Genomic DNA, 14496 nt, shown 5'->3' with positions numbered 1-14496 from the left:
TGTCATTACCAGGTTTGGCGATCGTACCAGGTATCGACATCCTTTTTGACATGGTCTTTTTCTACGCCGTAGCGCTCCTGGATTTTACCCTCAAGCTGCTCACGCTTGCCTGCGATCTGGTCCAGATCATCGTCGGTCAGCTTGCCCCACTGTTCCTTGATCTTGCCTTTGACCTGTTTCCAGTTACCTTCTACGCGGTTCCAGTCCATGTACATTCTCCTCGTTGTGACGAATCAGTAACGGGTGGCGATTGATTGGAGTTCCAGAAAAATAATCGTTGAAAATTCGTTAAAATCCGATTCGACATGTGATTCGATCAGGTGTAAAACCTAAACATTCTTGTAATTGAGTACGGATAATTCGCATCTTTGGGAGGATGAGCCTTGTCGTACGTGGCTTTTCAACGTGTGGGCACACAACTGTCGCCCCAACAGGTCACTGACCTTCAGACTATATTTGATGGCGTGTGCTTCGAGTGCCTTGAGGACCGAAGCAGCCATGTAGCCAACGAATGTGCAGCAGTGCTGATCAGAAGCGCCCAGCGCGGCATTCTCGATCACGAAATGCTGCGGGACATCGGCAAAGCGGTTCTGCGTCGCCATTGATTGGTCATAGAGGATAGACAAAGCGCCCGGTTTTCGCCGGGCGCTTTCGTTTGTAATCAGGCTTTTTCCTGGACGTGTGCCTCTAGGAACCAAAGCGACTTATCGAGATCACGCGACGCTGCCGTGAAGATGTCGGCAGTGTTGGCATCACCGGCATCATCCGCCTCGTCGATGGACTTGCGAACGAGGTTTGCAACGTCGCCGTAGCGCTCGATCAACTCATCCAGATGATCCTGAATCTTGTAGATGTCGGTAGGGTAGGACTTGAGCTTCGACGTCGAATTGACCGACTGGACCGTGCCCAGCGCCGTTCCGCCCAACTGCACCGCGCGCTCTGCAATCGTGTCGCTATGCTTGTCGAGAAGGGCACGAAACTGATCCAGCAATTCGTGGACGCCAATGAATTGCGGACCCTTGAGGTTCCAGTGTGCCTGCTTGGTGACGAGGGACAGATCGATAACGGAGGCAAGAGCTTCGTTCAAAAGCCCGATAACAGTTGCTTTGGTATTGGACGGTAAATCGTTTCTTGTCTTATGCGTTCTCATTTTTCTCTCCTGACACATCGATCATGGGTATTTTCGAAACGTTCGAGAAAGCAACGAGTTAGCGAGACAGTCGTTCCATTCATCCTCTCAACAGGGCGAGAAGCTGCAAACGATCAATCGGGTGGGACGTCGCTGATGATCTCCCGGTTCAGCAGTGTCAGAGAGCGGTCCGGCTCTATGCGGTAGGTCTCATAGGCGCGCCGGCCATCGTTCATGATGAAATCATGGTTGAATGTGCTGCCAACAGGCGATTTCGTCAGCTTCGTTCTGGGCTGGCCGCCATAGGTGATGCTGCCCGGAATGGGCTCGACAGTGTAAGCGGTGGTGCAGGATGCCAGACCCGCAAGAAGCAGCAGCACATAGGGACGCATCGGGTTTTCCTCAGCCTTTATTCGTATGGTCTAAACGGTACGGGCTCCTTTCTGTTCCTGATACAAAAAGCCCCGCATCCTTACGAATGCGGGGCCGAGGCTTTCTTGGGAGGAAACGCCTTTTGTCTTAGTCTTCGTTGGCAGCCAACTGCGTCAGCACCTGTCCGCGTCCACGAATACGCATGATCAGTGGGATGAAGAAGGCGGCTGCGGCGACAACGAACAGGCCCACGGCAATCCACGAGGTGAAGAGAACCGAAGGGTCACCCTGACCGATGGCGAGTGCACGGCGCAATTGCTGTTCGGCCAGCGGCCCGAGGATGAGGCCTACGACCGCAGGCGCAATCGGGTAACCGAAGATACGCATGACATAGCCGAGGATGCCGAAGGCCAGGAGCATGCCGAGTTCGAAGACCGATGGGTTGGCGCCGATGGTGCCGAGCGTCGCAAACAGCAGGATACCAGCGTAGAGCCACGGCTTTGGAATGGTCAGCAGCTTTACCCACAGGCCGATCAGCGGCAGGTTGAGAACCAGCAGCATGAGGTTGGCGATGAACAGGCTGGCGATCAGGCCCCAGACGAGCTGCGGGTTTGTCGCAAACAGAAGCGGGCCGGGCTGAAGGCCGAACTGCTGGAAACCGGCGAGCATGATGGCAGCCGTTGCCGTTGTCGGCAGACCGAGCGTCAGCAGCGGCACGAGCGTACCGGCTGCGGACGCATTGTTGGCCGCTTCAGGACCTGCAACGCCTTCGATGGCGCCGTGGCCGAATTCTTCCGGGTGCTTCGACAGCTTCTTTTCCGTCGCATAGGACAGGAAGGTGCCGATTTCTGCACCGCCTGCTGGCATCGCACCGATGGGGAAGCCGATCAACGTGCCGCGCAGCCATGGTTTCCACGAACGAGCCCAATCCTGGGCGCTCATCCAGACCGAACCCTTGACCGCTTCGACCTTCTCGTCGCCGCTCTGGCCCTGCGCCACGATGAACAGAGTTTCACCGATAGCGAACATGGCGACAGCCAGTGTGGTGACTTCCACGCCGTCGAGCAGATCGGGAATGCCGAAGCTCATGCGCGTCTGGCCGGTCAACTGGTCGATGCCGACGATGGCGAGAGTGAAGCCGATGAAGAGGGAGGTGAGGCCGCGCAGTGCCGAATCACCGAAGGCCGACGAGACGGTAACGAAGGCCAGCACCATCAGCGCGAAATATTCGCGTGGGCCGAAGACCAGCGCCAGCTTGACGATGTAGGGCGCGACGAAAGCCAAAGCGATGGTGGCGATGAGGCCAGCCACGAAGGAGCCGATGGCGGCGGTGGCAAGCGCCGGTCCGCCACGTCCCGCGCGGGCCATTTTGTTGCCCTCCAGCGCTGTGACGATGGAGGCGCTTTCACCGGGTGTGTTGAGCAGGATCGACGTGGTCGAGCCGCCATACATGCCGCCGTAATAGATACCGGCAAACATGATGAGCGATCCGGCTGGATCGAGCTGGTAGGTGACGGGCAGAAGCAGCGCAACGGTCAGTGCCGGGCCGATGCCGGGCAGAACGCCCACGGCAGTGCCGAGCGTAACGCCGATCAGCGCATAGAGAAGGTTCATCGGTTGCGCAGCAACCGCGATGCCTTGCAGCAGAAAATCAAAAGTGCTCATGGACAGTTGTCCCCCTGTCGGGTGAAGCCCTTGCTGCGCTTAAAATGCGGGCGCCAAGGCTTCATGTCTTGTTGTTTATCGAGTGGATCGGCCGTCAGAAGAACAGCCGCTCCAAGGGTCCGGCAGGCAGCGAGAGTTGTAGCAGCTGCGCAAAGATCACCCAGATGATGAAGCTGAAAACGATACCGATGGGGATCGAATACCAGAGCTTGCGTTTGCCGAAGGCGCGCGCGGTAAACGCAAAGAGCAGGCCGGTGGCAATCGAGAAGCCTGCGACGTTCAGCAGAAGCATCTGCGCGGCAAGACCGGCGATGACCCAGAAAACAGGTCCCATTTCCTGTTTGTCGCGGGCCGGAAATTCATTGCGCCATGCTTCGAACCCGGTCCAGATCGCCAGACCGACAAGACAGAAGGCAATGGCGTAAGGAACGGTTGCCGGGCCAACCGGAGAATAACCGGTGACGCTGGCAAGCCGTGCCGAATCCCAGAAGATCACGGCGGCGACGATGACCAGAAAAACGGCGATGCCGAACGCCGCCCAATCAGGGCGGCGCTTTGTGGCTTGGGAAGGGGATGAACCCTGGCTCATTTTACCAGTCCGATGTCTTTGAGGATGGCTTCTGTCGAGGCGGTGTCTTTTGCAAGCTGTTCCTTGAAAGCGTCACCGGCAAGATAGGTATCCATCCAGCCCTTGGTCTTCAGAGTTTCCTGCCACTTGGCAGACTTCGCCAGCTTTTCGACGTCGGCGCTAACAGCCTTTTCCTGCTCAGGCGTCAGGCCTGGAGGTGCTGCAACCATGCGCCAGTTCTGGATCACGACGTCGAGGCCGCTTTCCTTCAGCGTCGGGGCTTCGATGCCGTCGATCTTGGCTTCGCTGGAGATAGCGAGAAGACGAACGGTTCCGGCCTTCACCTGGCTTTCGAATTCGCCGTAGCTGGAGATACCGGCTGTGACCTGCGCGCCGAGAATGGAGGCCAGAGCCTCACCGCCGCCGGAGTAGGCGATGTAGTTGATCTTGGTTGGATCGACGCCAGCAGCCTTGGCAATCAGGCCCGCCGTGATGTGGTCTGTGCCGCCAGCCGAACCGCCGCCCCAGGATACGCTGCCCGGGTCTTTCTTGAGCTTTTCGATCAGCTGGCCGATGTTCTGAATTTCAGACGATGCGGGAACGACGATGACTTCGTATTCACCGGTCAGACGCGCGATGGGCGTCACTTCTTTCAGCGTGACAGGTGCATGGTTGGTGAGGATCGCACCCACCATGACGTAGCCGCCGACGATCAGCGCGTTGGGATTGCCCTTCTGCTGGCTTGCGAACTGGGCAAGGCCGATAGTGCCGCCAGCGCCGGGAACGTTCTGAACCTGAACGCGCTTGGAAATGCCGTCTTCCTGCAGAACGGTCTGCAACGAACGTGCCGTCTGATCCCAGCCGCCGCCGGGGTTTGCCGGTGCGATGATGGTGTAGTCGGCTGCTGCCGCTGGAAGTGCCATTGCGCCTGCGAGAAGCGAAGCGATGAGGAAATGCTTCAAAGTGAACCCTCCTTGTATGCCGTTTCGGCATGTTGTTGTGATCGCGGAAGGGGCGCGCACGGACGACATCAAGGGTGGCAAGTTAGCGACCCGAACCATCTGTCCTGTGAGACTTATCCTCCCGCTTCTTCAGTCCGCCTCCACGGATGAACGAAGAACTGCACAGCACCATAGAAAGCTGTCATCTAACTGACGCTTGGCAATTCCTCAGCACATTTACTGTCTATTAATTTTTGAAAGACGTCTACTGGGCGCGCAAAGCTTCGTTCCAGCGCTCGATGATGCGGGCGCGTTTGACCTGGTCGAGATAGACCATCAGTCCCGGACTGACCGGCACGGGCCGCAATTGCGCGCCGTGGATGGCCTGCATCATGTTGGCCGTGTTGTCGCCCGCCACATCTGGGCTGACGGCGGGGATCTGCAACTGCCGCGCCATGATTGTCTGGCCTTCCTTCGACATGAAAAATTCCAGATAGCGACGGCCAAGTTCCGCATTGCGCGCCGCCTGCGGCACCAGCCCGATGCGGGACATGACAACTGTATAGTCCTTCGGCAGCACGATGCCGACATCGGGGTGGCGCGATGCCCAATCCGCCGCATAGGAGCCGAGGATGTTGTAGCCCAGCACGAAGCGGCCATCCGAGATGCGTTCCAGAATGGCGGATGAGGTGGAGTAAACCTTCACGCCCGCCGTGCCCATGCTCTTGATGACATTCCAGATATCACCGAACTGCTCCTGATCCCGCGACATGAACAAGAAGCCGACGCCCGAACGTTCGATGTCGTAGGTTGCGATGCGGCCGTGGACCTCTTTGGCGTGCCGCTCCAGATAATCCACGAACTCCGCGCGGCTGGCTGGGGGCTTTTCGGTCTGGAAACTCGGCTTGTGGTAGACGAAGACGGCGGGTTCGAAGGTCAGCGCATAGGCCGTGTTGCGCCAGTTGGCCCAGGCGGGCCAGCGTGCGCTCATCGGCAGATCGGAGCGTTGCGCATAGCCGTCATTGCTGAGTTTGACTTGAAGGTCCATGGCCGAGGAGAAAGCGAAGTCGGCGGTTTTTTCACCGGCGTCCGTTTCCCGCACGATGCGATCGTAGATCTCTCCCGTCAGCATGTCCTCGTAAGAGACCGCCACATCCGGGTTTGCTTTCTGGAAACCTTCTATCATGGGCGTGGCAAGTGGCTCGTCCAATGAAGAATAGACCACGAGCGTTTCCGCGTCTGCCTTCCCGGAAAGAGCAGGAAACAGCATCTGCTGCGCCTTCAAACAGGTGGCGGCCGTCAGGAAAAGACAGAGGGACAGAAGAATACGCATGGAAAAGATCATGCCGCAGCGCCTTGCCATTCACAAGACGGAAAGGCTTGGATAGTTTCAAAGCCAAATGGAGGATTGCTGGCGTTGAGAATTCTGCTGGTGGAGGACAATCAGGTTTTGTCGGAAGGCCTTTCTGCGCTGTTGCGCGGAAGCGGCTATGCCGTGGATGTGGTGTCCGATGGCGCGTCCGCTTCTGCCGCCATTGCCGCTGAAAATTTCGATCTCGTCATTCTCGACCTCAACCTGCCGGAAATGGACGGCATAGACGTGTTGCGTTCCATGCGCGCCCGTCAGGACAAGGCGGCGGTGTTGATCCTCACCGCCCGCGGTTCGCCGGAGGAGCGGGTAAAGGGGCTCGATCTCGGTGCCGACGATTACATGACCAAGCCTTTCGACATCAATGAATTCGAGGCGCGGGTGCGGGTGCTGCTCCGCCGCAATGCCGGTCTGCGCTCTTCGCTGGCCAGCTTCGGTAACGTCTCCTTCGATCTGACATCGCGCACATTTTCCGCCGAAGGGCATCCGCTCGACATTCCCGCACGCGAGGTGGCGCTGCTGGAAGTGCTGTTCATGCGCGCCGGAAAAGTGGTGGCAAAGGAAGCCATCGTCCAGTCTCTGACCGGATTCGATGACGAGCTTTCCGGCAATGCCATCGAGCAATATGTCAGCCGTCTGCGCAAACGTCTGGGGCCTCACGGGCTGACGGTGAAGACGGCGCGGGGCATCGGCTATTACCTCGAAAAACTGCCGGAGACCGCGCAATGAGGCAGGCCGCCTATTCGCTGCGGCGGCGCCTGCTGGGCTGGCTTCTGATTTCCACGGCGATCATCGGCTGCATCGCGCTGGCCGATACCTATCGTGAAGCTATCAACACCGCCAATATCGTTTCCGACCGTGTGCTCTCCGGCTCTGCCTTGGCAATTGCCGAGCGGGTCGTGGTGTCTGAAAACGGTTCGCTGGAGGTGGATATCCCCTATGTCGCGCTGGAAATGCTGACATCGGCAGCGCAAGACAGGGTGTTTTACCGGGTGGATGGCCCCAACGGTCAGTTCCTGACCGGCTATCAAAATCTGCCCTCGGTGGACAAGGCGCGCAGTGACGCGCCGATTTTCATCGATGCCGAATTTCGTGGCGAGCCCATTCGTGTCGCGGCCATCGAGCGGTTTGCCTCGACGGGCGTCAACTCGGTGCCGTTTACCGTGACCGTGGCAGAGACCACGATTGCGCGTAGCCGCCTGGCGCAGGCCATCATCATTCGCTCCGCTCTGCGCCTTCTGTTCATGATCATCGGTGCCGCTATTATCGTGTGGATTGCAGTGACGATTTCGCTGCGCCCGCTTTACCGCCTCAGCGAAGCCATCGCTGAACGCAGCCCCAATGATTTGCATCCGATCCGCCAATCCGTGCCGGTGGAAGTCGAGAACCTCGTGGAAACCGTCAACTCGTTCATGGTGCGGCTGCAATCTGCACTGGATGCGCTGCGGCACTTTACGGGGAATGCCAGCCATCAGCTCAGAACACCGCTTGCGATTATTCGCACGCAGTTGGCCCTCTCGGCGCGCGCTTCGACGTTGCAAGAGGCGCAGGCGGCGGCTCACAAGGGCGACGCTTCTGTCGCACATGCAGAGCATATTCTGGCGCAACTGCTGCGCATGGCCAATATCGATGCTGCCGGTTCTGGAGAGAAGCAAAGCCTCGTCGAGGTCGATCTCGTCTCGCTGGCGCAATCTGTCACGGCTGACTACGTGCCTGTTGCAGCAGATGCTGGCATCGACCTTGGTTTCGAACAGGTGGAAATGGCGAGCATTCCGGCAGAACCGTTGCTGTTGGGAGAGTTGCTGGGCAACCTGATCAGCAATGCCATCGCCTATGCCGGGCGGGGTGCGGAGGTGACGGTGAGGGTAGGAAATGTTCAGGGCTCGGCGTTTATCGAGGTCGAAGACAACGGCCCAGGAATCTCTGCTGAAAAAAGAGATGTCGTGCGGCAGCGCTTCGCCAGAGGCGATGGCAATGCGGCACCCGGCGCAGGACTTGGCCTCGCCATTGTCGAGGAGATTGCTGCGCTGTTTAACGGGCAGCTGTCACTGGAAGACGGTACATCTGGAAAAGGGCTGAAAGCCACCGTCCGTTTTTCCTGAAGCGGCGCCTGAGCGCCGCTTCATCGGTCGAATGGAATATTACTCGTTAATCTTGTTGATCAACTGCATCATGATGTCCGAACAAGCCTTCATCGGCTCATCATCGGCGCATTTGATATCGATCTTGGTTTCGCCCTGCTCCAGGCGGAAATGAGCGCCCTTCGAAGGTGGCGGAGGTGGCGGTGGCATCATCATACGATCACGCGGACCGCCTTCTCGTGGGCCGCCGTCTTTAGGACCCCAATGGCCGGGTGGTGGCGGTGGAGGAGGAACATCGGCTCTTGGTCCAGCACCCGGAGGTGGTGGAGGAGGCGGTGGCGCATCAGCCTGTTGGCCCGCGTCTGGCGCGCCCCCTGGAGGCGGTGGTGGTGGCTGCTGGGCAAACGTAGACCCTGCCGCGAGGAACAGCGCGGCACCGGCAATAATCAGCTTTTTCATGAGGGAGACCTCTGTGTTTGATAACGTGAAAACAACGGTCAGTCAGGCGGTCGGTTGCTCCCCAGCGAAAATAAAGTTCAAGATTCTCATCGGTAAAAAATCACCCCATCCGCTCCGATGCGTAACTGCCGGGGCTTGGTGGGAAGACGACGGTGCGGTTGCCGTTGATGAAGGTGCGGTGGTGGATGTGGGCGTGGATAGCGCGGGCCAGGACCTGGCTTTCCACATCCCGGCCCAGCGAGACGTAGTCTTCCGCCGATTGCGCGTGGGTGACGCGAACCGTGTCCTGCTCGATGATCGGGCCCTCGTCCAGATCGGCGGTGACGTAATGCGCTGTCGCACCGATGAGCTTTACGCCGCGCTCGTAAGCCTGCTTATAGGGGTTTGCACCCTTGAAGCTGGGCAGGAAGGAGTGGTGGATGTTGATGATGCGGCCCGACATCTTGCGGCACATTTCGTCCGAGAGCACCTGCATGTAACGCGCCAGCACGACCAGTTCTGCACCGCTGGTGTCGATCAGGTCCAGCAATTGCGCTTCGGCCTTCGGCTTGTTCTCCTTCGTAACCTTGATGTGGTGGAAGGGGATATCGTGATTGACGACGACTTTCTGGTATTCGAAATGGTTGGAGACCACGCCGACGATATCAATGGGCAGCGCGCCGATTTTCCAGCGATAGAGCAGGTCGTTCAGGCAGTGGCCGAAACGCGACACCATCAGCAGTGTCTTGGTCCGTTCGCCATCGCTGTAGATATTGGCCTCCATGCCGAATTCCGTCGCGATGGGCGCAAAGCCAGCCTGAATATTGTCCATGCTCTGGCCTTCCTCGGAAATGAAGGAGACGCGCATGAAAAATTTGCCGGTTTCGAGGTCGTCGAACTGGGAGCTGTCGACGATGTTGCAACCCTTGTCCGCCAGATAACCCGAGATGGCGGCGACGATGCCGCGTTTGGATGTGCAGGCTACGGTCAAAACATAGGTCGTCATCGGCTTCCCCTCATCATGTGTCGCAACGGCCTATAGCGCAGGTCGGGAACGGCGAAAAGCCTCTCGCACAGAACCAAGGCCTTGAATGGATAGGGCATGATGGGAGGGTCAAGCCATGCCGGAAGCGACATTGGATGTTCAAAGGAAAAGCCGCTACCGAAATTAGAGGTAGCGGCTGAGTTTTCGTCAGGAGAGGAAGCTGTCGCGCAGCGCTTCAAATTTCGAAAGCTGGTCGGCCATCAGTTCCTTGTTTTCGTCGCGGCGCACGAACAGCTTGAACATGGCGCTGCCACCGGCATTCATGAACCAGACGGACAGTGACCGGCGACCATGGAACGTGCGGTCCACGAAGGTGATCGTCGCGCAATTGTCTTTCTTGATGTGCCCGCCAATGGGGCTGTCACCATGAATGTTGAACCAGCCATGTCCTTCCGTTCCCTCCGGCAGGTGGCCGGGAACTTCGAAGACGATGTCCGGCGTCTGCACGATCATCAGAACTTCGCCCCAGCTGCGTAGCTCGTTCCAGATATCGATGAACTTCTCGGCGGGCGCGGAGACGGCGGCACCGTGCGGCAGAACGGCCAGCACGTCAGCCGGTGTCACGCCAGCAGTTGCCGCAATGGCTTCCACCACGCCATCGGGTTTTTCGGCAAGCGCTGCCCTTGCGCGCTCGGCAATGGACGTGTCGCTCATGCCTGGGCTGCCACGGGCAGGTCTTCGCCGTTCTGGCCCTCGTGAATGATCACGTCGAAGCCTTCGAAATGCGGACCGGACAGATATTCGACCTTGCCGCGATTGTTGCCGGCATTGGCGTGGGCTGCGCGGAACTGTTCGGATTTCGTCCAGGCGGTGAAATCGTCTTTGGTGGCCCAGACGGTGTGGGATGCATAAAGCGTGTGGTCGTCGGCCTTGGCGCCCTTCAGCATGTGAAACTCGACATAGCCCGGCATCTCGGCCAGATGGCGCTTGCGCTCGCGCCAGATGGTTTCGAACGCTTCTTCGAAGCCCGGCACGACACGGAACCGGTTCATGGCAATAAACATGGATAGTCTCCCTTTCAGTTCTGGCACCAGTGTTGGCACCGCTGCCCCTGGGGACGGAGATATTAAAGATAACAAAAATAGTCAACTTATCGGATTGTGCGGTTTATAAAGATGTGTAATTAACTCAACTTATATGGCGTGCAGGCTGTAGCGCGCCGCATTGTTTCAGGATCACGCCATGCCGCTTTTACTTCGTTCCCTCATCATCAGTGCCATTGTTCCTGTTTCGCTGGCACTCTCTCCCGTGGCCGCCAGCGCCTCCGATCAGGGTAATCCGCAGGCAAAGCGCATCGTGGCGGTGGGTGGCACGATCACCGAAATTCTCTACGCGCTGGGTGCCGGAGACCGCATCGTGGCCCGTGACTCGACCAGCAGCTTTCCGGCAGAAGCACTGACGAAGCCCGATATCGGCTATATGCGTGCACTATCGTCGGAAGGCATTCTTTCGCAAAAGCCCGATCTCATTTTGTCGGAAGACGGTGCCGGTCCTGCCGACGTGATCGGCATTCTGAAGGCCAGCGAAGTGCCGATGGTGACCGTCGATACGCCGCCGCTGCCGAGCGCTATTGCCAAGAAAATCGAGGATGTCGGCGCAGCGGTCGGTCTTTCGGCCAAAGCCAAGGGTCTGGCCGATGAGGTGGACAAGGGCCTTGCGGCGCTGGCGAGTGACGTAGCTGGCGTGGGGGACAAGAAAAAGCGCGTGCTGTTCGTTCTCTCCACCGCAGGCGGTCGCATCATGGCGGCTGGCAAGGATACGGAAGCGGCGGCCATCATCGAAATGGCAGGCGGTATCAATGCGGCCCAGGAAATCACCGGCTACAAGCCGCTGACCGATGAGGCCGTGATTGCGGCAGCTCCCGAAGTGGTCTTGACCATGCAGCGCGGCAACCATGCGGAAAATCCCGATCAGGTATTTGCGCTTCCGGCCTTCCAATCCACACCGGCTGCGGCGTCCAAGTCGCTGATCAGCATGGATGGTCTTTATCTCATCGGTTTCGGTCCGCGCACCCCTGCGGCAGGACGGGAACTTGCCGCCAAGCTCTACCCTGAAATCGTGAAGCCATGAGTGCCGCAGTGGTGAGCCAGGGCGCGGGTCCCATAGCAGGAGACCGTTCTCGCAAGGGTGCCGTCACGATTGTTGCACTCGTTTCGGTTCTGGTCTTTGCCTGCTTCGTCTCTCTGGCCAGCGGTCCGACGGGTGTGGGGCTGCATGAACTCTGGCTCTATTTTACTGGACATGCCGATACCATGGATGCGCGCGACCGGGTGATCCTTGAGGCCGTGCGCCTGCCACGCACGGGTCTCGGCCTGATGATCGGGGCCGGGCTTGCCGTCTCGGGTGCCATGATGCAGGGGCTGTTTCGCAACCCGCTGGCCGATCCCGGCCTGATCGGCATCACGTCGGGGGCTGCGCTGTTTGCCGTCGCGGCACTGGCGCTGGGCGGCGGCATGCTGGCGCCGATTGCGCTGTTTTTTGGGGCGCATTTTCTGCCGCTGATGGCGTTTTTCGGTGGTCTGATCAATACGCTGCTGCTCTATCTGATTGCGACCCGCAACGGCTCCACCTCCACCACCGTTCTCGTTCTGGCCGGTATTGCGATTGCCGCGCTCAGCGCCGCATTGATGGGGTTGATGATGTTCGTGGCCGATGACCGGGCGCTGCGCGACATCACCTTCTGGAGCCTTGGCTCGCTGGGCGGAGCGACGTCTTTGAAAATCTGGACGACGCTGCCGTTTTTCCTCCTCCTTCTCGCCAGCATTCCCTTCGTGTCGAAGGGGCTGGATGCGCTGATTCTGGGAGATGCCGTTGCCTTTCACATGGGCATACCGGTGCAGCGCCTGAAGCGCGTCGTCATCGTTGCCGTTGCCGCCGCCTGCGGAGCGAGCGTTGCAGCGGCTGGGTCGATCGGTTTCGTGGGCATCGTCGTGCCGCATCTGCTGCGGCTTGTCATCGGTTCGTCGCACCGGTTTCTGCTGCCCGCCTCCGCCATCGGCGGGGCAGCATTGCTGCTTCTGGCCGACAGTTTCGCGCGCACCGTGGCAGCACCCGCCGAACTGCCCATCGGCGTCGTCACCGCTCTGATCGGTGCGCCGGTCTTCCTGTTTCTGCTGTTGGGCCGTGACAACGGGCTGGGTCTGAGGAACGTGTCATGATTTCCACGCGTGGTGTTACCGTCACGAGATCCGGCCGCCGTTTGCTGGACGATGTCTCCATCAAGCTTTCGCCGGGCACGTTCAGCGTCATTATCGGTCCCAACGGGGCTGGAAAATCAACGCTGATGAAGGTGCTCTCAGGCGAAATGCGTGCAGATACGGGCGCCGTTGCCTATGGTACTGTCGATGTCGGACTGTTCAAACCGGCCCAGCTTGCCCGACTACGGGCCGTGTTGCCGCAAAGCACGGTGCTGTCGTTTCCCTTCACAGCGCTGGAAATCGTGCGCATGGGTGCCGTGGCGCAGGGGTCTTTTCAGCCGGAAGAGCAGGCGAGGGCGGCACTCGCCAAGGTTGGCTTGAGCGGTTTCGAGGGGCGAGCCTACAACATGCTGTCGGGCGGGGAGCAGCAGCGCGTCCAGTTCGCGCGTGCGCTTGCGCAAGTGCCGCAGGCCGTCGAGAACGGGGAGGCGAAGGCGCTTCTGCTGGACGAGCCGACATCGAGCCTCGACCTCGGTCACCAGATTTCCGTGCTGGAAACCGCGCGGGACTTTGCGAAAAACGGCGGCACGGTGCTGGCCGTTCTGCACGATCTCAATCTCGCGGCGGAATTTGCAGATCAACTTATCGTCATGCACCGCGGCAGAATTACCGCCTGCGGTCCCTCGCGCGAAACGATCAACGACGAGACGATTGCGCGGGTTTATGGCATTGGCGGCACCGTGGGCCGCATACCCGCTGGGCACGTACCCTATGTGCTGCCGCAATCACGCCACCGGTAAGAAACGTTCAGGGTTCGGGCCGGGTCGAGACGTAGAGGGCAGCGCCCAGCATGACGGCGGCGACGATGGTTGCCCGTAGCGCCGTTGGCTCGGTACCGAACCAGAAGATCGCGTAACTCATTGTCATCAAAGACACGGCGGCGATTTTCGCCTTGCGCGGGACGGCACCTTTTTCCCGCCAGTTTCTGAGCGACGGGCCAAATTTGGGGTGGGACAGAAGCCACGCCTCCAGCTTCGGCGATGATTTGGAGAAGCACCAGAGCGCGATCAGCAAAAACGGCGTCGTAGGCAAAATCGGCAGGAAGGCACCGACGATGCCGGTGGCAACCATGAGCCAGCCAAGACAGAGATAAAGGATGCGCATGCCTGCCGGTATCATGAGTTTTGATATCAGGATAGTGGGGAAGCCGTAGTGCCGAGGCGTGGGTGATTGTCTGCCATGCGCCTCGAAATGGCCTCAAGGGTTGAAACTCTCGGCTCCAGCGGCTATCTGCCTGCCCCGATGCCTGCGGCATAAGCAGGACACCACGAAGCAGGAAGAAGGAAACACCATGGCCAAACTTATTCACTCTATGGTCCGGGTGCTGGACGAAAAGCGTTCGGTGGGTTTTTACAATCAGGTTTTCGGTCTGGAGATCGCGGAGCGTTTCGAGTTCGAAACCTTCACGCTGGTCTATCTCAGCAATGCCGAAGGTGATTTCGAGCTTGAGCTGACGATCAACAAGGGCCGCGAAGTGCCTTATGCATTGGGCGATGGCTATGGCCATATTGCTGTGAGCGTCGAAGACGTGGATGCCGAGCATGCGCGGCTGACGGCGCTTGGCCTTTCGGTCGGCAAGATCGTCAACACTGAATACAAAGGCACGCCTTTCGCGAAATACTTCTTCATCTGCGACCCGGATGGGTACAAGATTGAAGTGCTGGAACGCGGCAATCGCTTCAAATAATACG

The 14496-nt window shown here is 59.0% G+C and carries 19 protein-coding genes; 6 read left to right on the top strand and 13 right to left on the bottom strand.

What is annotated here, in order from left to right:
• Nucleotides 1-5: 5 nt before the first annotated feature.
• The 8 genes from HRR99_RS11720 to HRR99_RS11685 form a co-directional block, all read right to left on the bottom strand.
• Nucleotides 6-209 (bottom strand): CsbD family protein, encoded by a 204-nt coding sequence (locus HRR99_RS11720; RefSeq protein WP_111837648.1) that lies wholly within the window; start codon nt 207-209, stop codon nt 6-8.
• Between the two features lie 120 nt (nt 210-329).
• Nucleotides 330-602 carry a hypothetical protein gene (locus HRR99_RS11715; RefSeq protein ID WP_233121823.1) on the bottom strand — a complete coding sequence of 91 codons (273 nt, stop codon included), beginning with the start codon at nt 600-602 and terminating at the stop codon, nt 330-332.
• A gap of 59 nt (nt 603-661) precedes the next feature.
• Complete coding sequence (gene dps / locus HRR99_RS11710; protein ID WP_422387264.1) at nt 662-1168, bottom strand: DNA starvation/stationary phase protection protein Dps; 507 nt, start codon at nt 1166-1168, stop codon at nt 662-664.
• 95 nt (nt 1169-1263) lie between these two features.
• Entirely contained in the window at nt 1264-1521 is a 258-nt protein-coding gene (locus tag HRR99_RS11705) for a hypothetical protein (protein WP_233121820.1), read from the bottom strand.
• Nucleotides 1522-1648: 127 nt separating this feature from the next.
• Nucleotides 1649-3166, bottom strand: a complete 1518-nt coding sequence (locus tag HRR99_RS11700; RefSeq protein ID WP_112498544.1) for a tripartite tricarboxylate transporter permease — start codon at nt 3164-3166, stop codon at nt 1649-1651.
• A gap of 94 nt (nt 3167-3260) precedes the next feature.
• Nucleotides 3261-3755, bottom strand: a complete 495-nt coding sequence (locus HRR99_RS11695) for a tripartite tricarboxylate transporter TctB family protein (RefSeq protein WP_065697655.1) — start codon at nt 3753-3755, stop codon at nt 3261-3263.
• Nucleotides 3752-4696, bottom strand: coding sequence for a Bug family tripartite tricarboxylate transporter substrate binding protein (locus HRR99_RS11690; RefSeq protein WP_233121818.1), 945 nt, complete (start codon nt 4694-4696; stop codon nt 3752-3754). The genes HRR99_RS11695 and HRR99_RS11690 overlap by 4 nt, the downstream gene beginning before the upstream one ends.
• 244 nt (nt 4697-4940) lie before the next feature.
• Entirely contained in the window at nt 4941-6008 is a 1068-nt protein-coding gene (locus HRR99_RS11685) for an ABC transporter substrate-binding protein (protein WP_233123489.1), read from the bottom strand.
• Nucleotides 6009-6092: 84 nt separating this feature from the next.
• On the opposite strand from HRR99_RS11685, the gene HRR99_RS11680 reads away from it, so the two are divergent.
• On the top strand, nt 6093-6773 hold the full coding sequence (locus tag HRR99_RS11680; RefSeq protein WP_045228504.1) for a response regulator: 681 nt from the start codon (nt 6093-6095) through the stop codon (nt 6771-6773).
• Nucleotides 6770-8146: a sensor histidine kinase gene (locus HRR99_RS11675; protein WP_233121817.1), complete on the top strand. Its 1377-nt coding sequence runs from the start codon at nt 6770-6772 to the stop codon at nt 8144-8146. Before HRR99_RS11680 ends, HRR99_RS11675 begins: the two co-directional genes overlap by 4 nt.
• 39 nt (nt 8147-8185) lie before the next feature.
• Here the strand turns inward: HRR99_RS11675 and HRR99_RS11670 are convergent, their stop codons facing one another.
• The 4 genes from HRR99_RS11670 to hmuQ form a co-directional block, all read right to left on the bottom strand.
• Nucleotides 8186-8584, bottom strand: coding sequence for a hypothetical protein (locus HRR99_RS11670; protein ID WP_233123570.1), 399 nt, complete (start codon nt 8582-8584; stop codon nt 8186-8188).
• 100 nt (nt 8585-8684) lie between these two features.
• Nucleotides 8685-9569 (bottom strand): formyltetrahydrofolate deformylase, encoded by an 885-nt coding sequence (gene purU / locus HRR99_RS11665; protein WP_233121815.1) that lies wholly within the window; start codon nt 9567-9569, stop codon nt 8685-8687.
• Between the two features lie 186 nt (nt 9570-9755).
• The gene (gene hutX, locus HRR99_RS11660) at nt 9756-10262 is read right to left on the bottom strand and encodes a heme utilization cystosolic carrier protein HutX (protein WP_233121813.1); all 507 of its coding nucleotides are present in this window, start codon (nt 10260-10262) and stop codon (nt 9756-9758) included.
• Nucleotides 10259-10612 (bottom strand): heme-degrading protein HmuQ, encoded by a 354-nt coding sequence (gene hmuQ / locus HRR99_RS11655; protein WP_045228509.1) that lies wholly within the window; start codon nt 10610-10612, stop codon nt 10259-10261. The genes hutX and hmuQ overlap by 4 nt, the downstream gene beginning before the upstream one ends.
• 178 nt (nt 10613-10790) lie before the next feature.
• On the opposite strand from hmuQ, the gene HRR99_RS11650 reads away from it, so the two are divergent.
• From HRR99_RS11650 to HRR99_RS11640, 3 genes are read left to right on the top strand one after another with little or no spacing between them, the layout of a single operon-like run.
• A complete protein-coding gene (locus HRR99_RS11650) occupies nt 10791-11678 on the top strand; it encodes a heme/hemin ABC transporter substrate-binding protein (RefSeq protein ID WP_233121812.1) in 888 nt (295 codons plus the stop codon).
• Nucleotides 11675-12766: a FecCD family ABC transporter permease gene (locus HRR99_RS11645; protein WP_233121811.1), complete on the top strand. Its 1092-nt coding sequence runs from the start codon at nt 11675-11677 to the stop codon at nt 12764-12766. The genes HRR99_RS11650 and HRR99_RS11645 overlap by 4 nt, the downstream gene beginning before the upstream one ends.
• The gene (locus tag HRR99_RS11640) at nt 12763-13545 is read left to right on the top strand and encodes a heme ABC transporter ATP-binding protein (protein WP_233121810.1); all 783 of its coding nucleotides are present in this window, start codon (nt 12763-12765) and stop codon (nt 13543-13545) included. Before HRR99_RS11645 ends, HRR99_RS11640 begins: the two co-directional genes overlap by 4 nt.
• A gap of 7 nt (nt 13546-13552) precedes the next feature.
• Here HRR99_RS11640 and HRR99_RS11635 read toward each other — a convergent pair whose 3' ends face one another.
• The gene (locus HRR99_RS11635) at nt 13553-13909 is read right to left on the bottom strand and encodes a YbaN family protein (protein WP_233121809.1); all 357 of its coding nucleotides are present in this window, start codon (nt 13907-13909) and stop codon (nt 13553-13555) included.
• A gap of 187 nt (nt 13910-14096) precedes the next feature.
• Here HRR99_RS11635 and HRR99_RS11630 point away from each other — a divergent pair, with 187 nt between their 5' ends.
• Entirely contained in the window at nt 14097-14492 is a 396-nt protein-coding gene (locus HRR99_RS11630; protein WP_233121808.1) for a VOC family protein, read from the top strand.
• Nucleotides 14493-14496 lie beyond the last annotated feature (4 nt).

Origin of the sequence: Agrobacterium vaccinii, from assembly GCF_021310995.1 — a bacterium.
Lineage (GTDB): Bacteria > Pseudomonadota > Alphaproteobacteria > Rhizobiales > Rhizobiaceae > Agrobacterium > Agrobacterium vaccinii.
This window is presented reverse-complemented; position numbering and strand designations above follow the sequence as displayed.

What these genes read in the sequence shown, in the direction of transcription:
- HRR99_RS11720 (WP_111837648.1), bottom strand. Translation starts at nt 209, where the DNA reads ATGGACTGGAACCGCGTAGAAGGTAACTGGAAACAGGTCAAAGGCAAG.
- HRR99_RS11715 (WP_233121823.1), bottom strand. Translation starts at nt 602, where the DNA reads ATGGCGACGCAGAACCGCTTTGCCGATGTCCCGCAGCATTTCGTGATC.
- dps (WP_422387264.1), bottom strand. Translation starts at nt 1,168, where the DNA reads ATGTGTCAGGAGAGAAAAATGAGAACGCATAAGACAAGAAACGATTTA.
- HRR99_RS11705 (WP_233121820.1), bottom strand. Translation starts at nt 1,521, where the DNA reads ATGCGTCCCTATGTGCTGCTGCTTCTTGCGGGTCTGGCATCCTGCACC.
- HRR99_RS11700 (WP_112498544.1), bottom strand. Translation starts at nt 3,166, where the DNA reads ATGAGCACTTTTGATTTTCTGCTGCAAGGCATCGCGGTTGCTGCGCAA.
- HRR99_RS11695 (WP_065697655.1), bottom strand. Translation starts at nt 3,755, where the DNA reads ATGAGCCAGGGTTCATCCCCTTCCCAAGCCACAAAGCGCCGCCCTGAT.
- HRR99_RS11685 (WP_233123489.1), bottom strand. Translation starts at nt 6,008, where the DNA reads ATGCGTATTCTTCTGTCCCTCTGTCTTTTCCTGACGGCCGCCACCTGT.
- HRR99_RS11675 (WP_233121817.1), top strand. Translation starts at nt 6,770, where the DNA reads ATGAGGCAGGCCGCCTATTCGCTGCGGCGGCGCCTGCTGGGCTGGCTT.
- HRR99_RS11670 (WP_233123570.1), bottom strand. Translation starts at nt 8,584, where the DNA reads ATGAAAAAGCTGATTATTGCCGGTGCCGCGCTGTTCCTCGCGGCAGGG.
- purU (WP_233121815.1), bottom strand. Translation starts at nt 9,569, where the DNA reads ATGACGACCTATGTTTTGACCGTAGCCTGCACATCCAAACGCGGCATC.
- hutX (WP_233121813.1), bottom strand. Translation starts at nt 10,262, where the DNA reads ATGAGCGACACGTCCATTGCCGAGCGCGCAAGGGCAGCGCTTGCCGAA.
- hmuQ (WP_045228509.1), bottom strand. Translation starts at nt 10,612, where the DNA reads ATGTTTATTGCCATGAACCGGTTCCGTGTCGTGCCGGGCTTCGAAGAA.
- HRR99_RS11650 (WP_233121812.1), top strand. Translation starts at nt 10,791, where the DNA reads ATGCCGCTTTTACTTCGTTCCCTCATCATCAGTGCCATTGTTCCTGTT.
- HRR99_RS11645 (WP_233121811.1), top strand. Translation starts at nt 11,675, where the DNA reads ATGAGTGCCGCAGTGGTGAGCCAGGGCGCGGGTCCCATAGCAGGAGAC.
- HRR99_RS11640 (WP_233121810.1), top strand. Translation starts at nt 12,763, where the DNA reads ATGATTTCCACGCGTGGTGTTACCGTCACGAGATCCGGCCGCCGTTTG.
- HRR99_RS11635 (WP_233121809.1), bottom strand. Translation starts at nt 13,909, where the DNA reads ATGCGCATCCTTTATCTCTGTCTTGGCTGGCTCATGGTTGCCACCGGC.
- HRR99_RS11630 (WP_233121808.1), top strand. Translation starts at nt 14,097, where the DNA reads ATGGCCAAACTTATTCACTCTATGGTCCGGGTGCTGGACGAAAAGCGT.